General features: G+C 66.2%; 5 protein-coding genes. 2 read left to right on the forward strand and 3 right to left on the reverse strand.

What is annotated here, in order from left to right; genetic code table 11:
• Positions 1 to 112 precede the first annotated feature (112 nt).
• Entirely contained in the window at positions 113 to 1,225 is a 1,113-nt protein-coding gene (locus NZM16_RS00255) for a Xaa-Pro peptidase family protein (RefSeq protein WP_295453331.1), read from the forward strand.
• A gap of 153 nt (positions 1,226 to 1,378) precedes the next feature.
• Here the strand turns inward: NZM16_RS00255 and NZM16_RS00260 are convergent, their stop codons facing one another.
• Positions 1,379 to 2,269 (reverse strand): tyrosine-type recombinase/integrase, encoded by an 891-nt coding sequence (locus NZM16_RS00260; RefSeq protein WP_295453328.1) that lies wholly within the window; start codon positions 2,267 to 2,269, stop codon positions 1,379 to 1,381.
• 357 nt (positions 2,270 to 2,626) lie between these two features.
• On the opposite strand from NZM16_RS00260, the gene NZM16_RS00265 reads away from it, so the two are divergent.
• On the forward strand, positions 2,627 to 3,253 hold the full coding sequence (locus NZM16_RS00265; RefSeq protein ID WP_295453326.1) for an SDR family NAD(P)-dependent oxidoreductase: 627 nt from the start codon (positions 2,627 to 2,629) through the stop codon (positions 3,251 to 3,253).
• Between the two features lie 385 nt (positions 3,254 to 3,638).
• Here the strand turns inward: NZM16_RS00265 and NZM16_RS00270 are convergent, their stop codons facing one another.
• Entirely contained in the window at positions 3,639 to 4,577 is a 939-nt protein-coding gene (locus NZM16_RS00270) for a TerC family protein (protein ID WP_295477693.1), read from the reverse strand.
• Between the two features lie 119 nt (positions 4,578 to 4,696).
• The gene (locus NZM16_RS00275; protein ID WP_295477696.1) at positions 4,697 to 7,399 is read right to left on the reverse strand and encodes a calcium-translocating P-type ATPase, SERCA-type; all 2,703 of its coding nucleotides are present in this window, start codon (positions 7,397 to 7,399) and stop codon (positions 4,697 to 4,699) included.
• Positions 7,400 to 7,599 lie beyond the last annotated feature (200 nt).

The following is a 7,599-nucleotide window of genomic DNA, read 5'->3' on the forward strand; positions in this document are numbered from 1 at the left end:
CACCGCCCCCGAAAACCCCCGAATTAAAAGTGGACAAAACAGTAGTAGGGCACTTTTAGTGCCCGTCTGAAGCGCCCTACTACGAACGAAAAGCTCCGATCTGGAGGTGAAGATGGCGTCCGCACGCTGGATTCGTCTACAGGAAGAGATGGCGCGGGAAGAGGTCGAGCTCGTGGCGCTGGTCCCCGGCGCCAACCTGTTCTATCTGACCGGCCTTTCGTTCCACCGGATGGAGCGGCCCATCGTCGCCCTGTTCCCCCGCGCGGGCGATCCCGCCCTCATCCTCCCCGCCTTCGAAGTCGAGAAGGCGCGGGCGGCCGGCCTCCCCTGGCGCCTCTTCCCCTACACGGACGAGGAGGGGCCGGCCCCGGCGTTCGGGCGCGCGGCGGAAGCCCTGGGCCGCCCCGAGGGGCCGATCGCCGTGGAGACCCTGACGATGCGGGTGATGGAGTGGTCGTTGCTCTCCCGCGCCTTCGGGGCGCCGGAGCCCGCCGCGGCCGAGCCGCTGCTCGCGCGGCTGCGAGCGGTGAAGGGGCCCGACGAGATCGCCGCGATGCGGCGGGCGGTCGCCGTCGCCGAGGCCGCGCTGCGAATGTGGCTCCCGGAGGTCCGGATCAGGATGACGGAGCGGGAGGCGGCCCGGCGGCTGATCCAGGCGTGCTTCGCCGCCGGGGCCGACGCCCTGGCCTTTGAGCCCATCGTGGTGGCCGGGCCGTCCGCCGCCCTGCCCCACGCCACCCCCTCCGACCGCCCGCTGGGCCCGGGGGAGCTGGTGATCGTCGACTTTGGCGTGGTCGTCGACGGCTACGTCTCCGACCTCACCCGCACCTTCGCCCTGGGGGAGCCGGACCCGGAGCTGCGCCGCGTCTACGAGGTGGTCCGGGAGGCCAACGCGGCGGGCCGGGCGGCGGTGCGGCCCGGGATCCCGGCGGAGGCGGTGGATCGGGCCGCCCGCGCGGTGATCGAGGCGGCCGGCTACGGCCCCAACTTCCTCCACCGCACCGGCCACGGGCTGGGGCTGGAGGTCCACGAGCCGCCCTACATCGTGGCCGGGAACACAGCTCCCCTGCAGCCGGGGATGACCTTCACCGTGGAGCCGGGGATCTACCTGCCCGGGAAAGGGGGCGTGCGCATCGAGGACGATGTGATGGTGACGGAAACCGGCGGGGAATCCCTCACCACGTTCCCGCGGGAGCTGATGTCGATTGGGGGATCGGATGAATAGCCTCGACCGGTCTGCCGCTAACGGATGAGGGCCACATCGGCCGGATGCCGTCCGCCCTGAGGCTTTCGGCGGGTCTTCCCCTCGCATGGGCCTCCGAATATTTCTCCTCTGAGGCCTTTGTGAGCTAGGAAGCCGCAGCGTCCCCTGAGCCGGCTATAGCGTCTCCGAGTGCCCTGCGAGCTGCCGAAGGCGCCGGAAGGTGTCTCGCCACTGGATCTCGGAGAGCCCCAGCTTCCGGCGCAGCGCCTCCGGATCCATTCCCTGGAGGAAATCCCGCAGCGCGCACGTCCATCGGAGCGTCTCGAAGGAGAGGTGATCCATCCCGGCCCGGCGGGCCACATCGTCCAGCACATATTCTAAGTTGCGCGGCGTCCAGGGGAAAACCCGGCTCTCGATCCGATACTGGCGGAGGTATTCCCGGAACAGGTCGGGCCACTCCGAGGGGAGCGGCAGCTTGCGCTCCTTATGCCGGTAGCGGGGGTGGGCGTAACGGATCCACACCGCGGGCTCGTGGAGTTCGAAATGATCCAGGCGGAGGGCGGCCACTTCGCTCTTCTTCAGGCCGGTGTGCAGCAGCAACGTGAGCAGCGTCAGGGGCCGGGCGTCCCCTTCCCGTCGGAACCCCGCCGCGGCCTCCAGGGCCGCCTGGATTTGCTCGGGCGTCAGAACTTCCGGGAGGGGCTCGACGGCCTCAGGGTAAACCAGCTCCGCCGCCGGGTTGTGGGGCAGCGCCTGGAGATCCTCGTGCAGCCACCGGAAGAACGCCTTCACCGAAGTGATGCGCCGGCGGAGGGATTTGGTCGAGCACGGGACGCCGCGACGGCGGCGCAGCCAGTCGACGAAATCCTGGAGATCCTTCAGGCCGATGGCGCCGATCGGCCGCTCCTCCCCCAGGCACTGGCCCAGAAGGCGGAGGTCGTGGATGAAGAAGTAGACGGTGTGCCGGGAGTAGTCACCCCCCTTCAGGTGGCTCTCGAAGGCCTCCCGCGCCTGGGCGAGGGGGGTCTCCGGCGTCAGCGCCGGTTTGGCCAACGCGTCGAACAAGCTGAGCTGATGCCCCATCATTGAATACAGTGAGGGAAGGTCTGAGTCGGATCAGTGAGCGCTGGGATCTGCTTTCTGCTCATGGCCGCTGAGGCCGCTATTCAGTAAACCCCCAGAATCGCTACGTCGGCAAATTCTCGGCGATCGCCTGCGGGGCGACCCCAGCCTTTGCAGGGAGCCACGGGAGCGGAACGCATGGCGCTTGGCGATGAACGGCGCGGCAGAGCCCAGAAGGGTGAAGATCGGCGCAGCGCCGAGGTAGAATGAATACGGATACCCGTTGGGGGGCGAAGTCCCCGCAACGCCTTCCCGGGCGGACGACTATCTTCGCCTCAACCCACGCCGAGGGGATCATCCATGGCGAACGCGATCGTATGGGGCGCCTCCGGCGGCATCGGCCGGGCCATCGTGGAAGCGTTGACGACGGCGGGCCACGTTGTCGTGGCCGTCTCCCGTCGTCCCGATGAGCTGAGCACCCTGACCCCCTACACCGTTTATGGGGATGTGACCCGCCCCGAAAGCGTAGCCGAGGCGGTTCGGCTGGCCCAGCCGCACGCCCCGTTCGAGGCCTTCTTCTACGCGGCCGGCGATATCGCGTCCGTTCGGGCGGCGGACATGTCCCTCGAGGATTGGCGCCGCATCCTGGACGCTAACCTCACCGGTGCTTTCCTATGCATCCAGGCGACCCTGCCTTACCTGGCAGCGAATGCGCATCTGTTCTTCCTGGGCGCCATCCACGAGCGCCTGCGGCTCCCCGGCCTGGGGGCCTACGCGGCCGCCAAGGCGGGCCTGGAGGCTTTCGCCGACGCCCTGCGGAAGGAGATCCGCCGCCCCGTCACAGTGGTGCGACCTGGTGCAGTGGCTACCCCTCTGTGGAACAAGGTGCCGTTCCGCCTGCCGCCGAACGCCCGCTCGCCCCAGGAGATCGCCGAGGCGATCCTCCAGGCTTGGGCGGAGGGCCGCGACGGGAACCTGGATCTGTGATCCGACCAGCCGATGTTGCGCTGACGTCTCCAGATGGCGCCGATCGGCCGCTCCTCCCCCAGGCACTGGCCCAGAAGGCGGAGGTCGTGGGTGAAGAAATAAGCCGTATGCCGGGAGCAATCGCCCCCCTTCCGGTAAGCCTCAAAAGCCCGTCGGGCCTGAGCGAGCGGCGTCTCCGGCGTCAGAGCAGGTTTCGGCAACGAATCGAACAGGCTGAGCTGGTGCGCCATCGGAGGCTGAGGCTTTCCGCTCCTGAAGAGCAAGGCGGATGGATCAGGTTCCCGAGCCGAGTTTGGGAGGGCCGTCCGGAGTCGTCTCCCAGCCCTCGGGGATTATCCGACGAATCCGCCCGGTTGCACATTTTAGCAGATCCCGGATCCCGGTTTCATTTTTGCGAAAGCGGATGAGCCTTCTCCCGTTGAGCTGCGATCCATGAGGCCAGCCCACTGATCAGAAGGGCCAGCGCCACGAGGCCCAGGGAGATGGCCGGTGGGATCCTCACCAGATCCGACAGGAGCATCTTGACGCCGATGTAGATCAGGATCACCGAGAGCCCGAAATGGAGGTAGCGGAGCCGCTGGATCAGCCCGGCCAGCACAAAGTAAAGGGCCCGCAGGCCCAGGATGGCGAAGATGTTCGAGGTGTAAGCGATGAACAGCTCCGGGGTGATCGCCAGCACGGCTGGCACCGAGTCCACCGCGAACATCACATCGGTGCTTTCCACCACCAGCAGGGTCAGCAACAGCGGCGTCGCCATCCAGAACCTGCCCTCGCGCACCAGGAAGCGCTGGCCGTGATAGGTGGGGGTAAGGGGCAGGAAACGACGGGCGAGGCGGAGGACCGGGTTGCGCTCTGGTTGCACCTTCTCCTCGCTACGCCGAGCCAGGCGGATTCCGGTGTAGATCAATAAGGCGCCGAAGGCGTAAATCGTCCAATGGAATATCCTGAGCAGCTGGACACCGGCGAAGATAAAGATGGCCCGCATGAGCACTGCGCCTAGGATCCCCCAGAACAGCACGCGATGCTGATAGGCAGGGGGGACGGCGAAGTAGGAGAAGATCACGGCGAAGACCAGGATGTTATCGGCGCTGAGGGATTTCTCCACCAGATAGGCGGTGAGGAAGTGGAAGGCCAGCTCGCGTCCCCAGGCCAGCAGGATCAAGAGGTTGAAGGCGAGGGCGGCTGCGATCCATACCCCGCTCCAGATGAGGGCCTCTTTCATCTTCACCTCGTGAGCGTTCCGGTGGAACACCCCGAGGTCCAGGGCCAGCATGACCGCTACGATGACATGGAAGAGGATCCAGGCCCATAATGGGAATTCCATCTCTTCGCGCTCCAGACGTGGATCTCCCCCTAAAGATGGGGGGCTGGCGGGCCACCAAGGGCGGCCCGCCAGCCCCCCCACACGTCTTTCTCCTTTCTCCTCTCGCTCCTTAGGGAAGATCAGGCCGGCATCCCACCGAACCAGCCCCGGCGCTCCAGCCACTTCACCAGCTCCAGGACGGGCGAGATCGTGGCGGAAGCGAGCAGGACGATCACCCAGTCGATGAGGGGCAGGCTGTAGACGCCGAACATGTTCCTCAGGAAGGGAACGTAGATGATCATCGACAGCATGAAGAGCTCCCACAGAACCGCCAGGTTCAACCAGCGGTTCGCAAAGGGATGCTGCCACACGTGATGGCGATCGGATCGGAAGTTATACGCTTTGAAGAACTGGATGAGCACCAGCGACACGAAGGCCATCGTCATGCTCTCCTGCAGGCTGCGGCCGGAGGAGAGGGCCCAGGCGAACAGCGACAGGTTCACCACCGCCGACCAGATCCCACCGGCCAGCATCAAGGCCACCAGGGGCCGGGTGAAGATCCCGATTCGAGGGTTGCGGGGCGGGCGGCGCATCAGGTCGGGCTCCGGAGGATCCGCGGACAGGGCCAGGGCGGGCAGGCCGTCGGTGGCCAGGTTCACATACAGGATCTGGGCGGCGCTCAATGGAGGGGGCAGACCGATGAAGGAAGCAGTCGCCAGCAAAAGGATCTCCCCCACATTGGAGGAGAGAAGATAGGACAGGTATTTCTTGATGTTGTTGAAAATGGTTCGACCTTCCTCCACCGCCGCCACAATCGAGGCGAAGTTGTCGTCCAGCAGGATCATGGCGGCCGCCTCTTTGGAGACATCGGTCCCCGTGATCCCCATCGCCACCCCGATATCAGCCTTCTTCAAGGCCGGGGCGTCGTTGATCCCATCCCCGGTCATCGCGACGATGTGCCCCTGTTTCTGAAGGGCCGTGACGATCCGGTATTTGTGAATGGGGGAGACCCGGGCGTAAACCTCGATTTCTTGAACCTGGCGCTCGAAATCTTCATCGCTCGTTGCGTCCAGTTGGGATCCGGTGATCACCCGTCCGCTTCGCAGCAGATCCAGCTCTTTGGCGACCGCGCGGGCGGTGGCGGGGTGATCCCCGGTGATCATGATCACCCGAATGCCAGCCTCCCGACAGACCTGGATGGCCGACTTCGCCTCCGGCCGGGGCGGATCGATCATCCCTACCAGGCCCAGGAAGGTCATATCCTCTTCGCCGTCTTCGATGCGGGAGTCCATCCGATCCGCCACGGCGAGCACCCGCAGGCCCTGGGCGGCCATCTCGTTCGCCTGCTCCAGGATCCGCTCGCGATCCGTCGGGGTCAGGGGGACATCCCCATCCTCCGTGAGCTGGCGGGAACAGCATTCCAGCACCATCTCCGGGGCGCCCTTGCAGGCCGCGAAAACCCCTTCGGGCCCCCGATGCACCGTGGTCATCCGCTTGCGCTCGGAGGTGAAGGGGATCTCGTGAATTCGCGGATACCGGGCCTCCAGCTCCTCCTGGCGCAAGCCTGCCTTGGCGGCGGCCACCACCAGGGCGATCTCTGTCGGATCCCCCTGGGCCCGCCAGGTTCCATCGGCTTGGCGAAGCAGCCGGGCGTCCGAGGCCAGGGCGGCGGCCCGCAGCAGCCGTTGCAGATCGGGCGAGGGGGTGGCCGGCTGGCCATCCTGCCGGAATTCCCCCACCGGCTCATAGCCGGTCCCTGTCACCTCCCAGCGTTGCCCGCAGAGGAAGATCTGGCGGACGGTCATCTCGTTCCGGGTAAGGGTGCCGGTCTTGTCCGTGCAGATGACGTTGGTGCTCCCGAGGGTCTCCACCGCCGCCAGCCGGCGCACCAGGGCGTTGCGCCGGACCATCCGCTGCACCCCCATGGCCAGGGAGATGGTGACGACGGCGGGCAGGGCCTCCGGGACCACAGCGACGGCCAGGGCGAGGCCGAAGATCAGCATCTCCAGCCACGGCTGCCCTCGCAGCAGACCCAGGGCGACGATGATGGCCACCACCACCAGGGCGGCGCGCGCCAGCATCTTGCCTGTCCGATCCAGATTCTCCTGAAGGGGGGTCTTCTCCTGCTCGATGGATTGCAGCATCCGGGCGATGGCGCCGAACTCGGTGCGCATCCCGGTGGCCACCACCAGGCCCTTGCCCCGCCCATAGGTCACAATCGTTCCGGCATAGGCCATGTTTTTGCGGTCCCCCACCGGGATCTGGGGGTTGGGGATAGGCTCCGTCTGCTTTTCCACCGGGACGGACTCGCCGGTGAGGACGGATTCATCGATCTGCAGGTTGATCGCTTCGATCAGCCGGAGATCCGCGGGCACGCGATCCCCCGCGTGAAGCACCACGATATCTCCCGGCACCAGCTGCTCCGCCGGGATCCGCTCCTCCTGTCCGTCCCGGATCACCGTCGCCATGGGAGCGGCCATGCGGCGGAGCGCCTCCAGGGCCCGTTCCGCCCGATACTCCTGAATGAACCCCAGGGAGACCGCCAGGCCGACGATGATCAGGATGACGATGGCTTCCGTTCCATGCCCCAGGAAGATCGACAGAACCGTCGCCACCAGCAGGATCAGCACCAGGACGTTCTTGAACTGGGCGAGGAGGATGGACCATGGGGATATGCGGCGCGCGGCTTCCAGTTGGTTAGGACCATATTCGCGAAGCCGGCGAGCAGCCTCCGTCGGATGAAGCCCGTCCGGCCTGGACTTCAGCTGCTCCAGGCAGGCTTCGACAGGAAGCGTGTGCCAGAGGGTCTCCGGATCTACAGCGCCGGTGGTTGGAGTGCTCATCCCGTGTCCTCTTCCGCTCCAGGGTTTGTCAAGCAGTGCTCTGTCCGTTTTTCATTGGGGGGATGGGGGCGGTGCGGGGGGCCTTTGACCCCCACACCGCCCTGAAAAGATCTTTTCTCCCCTCTTCTCCTCATGGCCCTCTGGTCCGTGGGGAGGGAGGAGAAAAGGGAGGATCTTCTGGGGCGGGGGCGCCCCCGCCC

It is taken from the genome of Thermoflexus sp., from assembly GCF_025055495.1.
Classification (GTDB): domain Bacteria; phylum Chloroflexota; class Anaerolineae; order Thermoflexales; family Thermoflexaceae; genus Thermoflexus.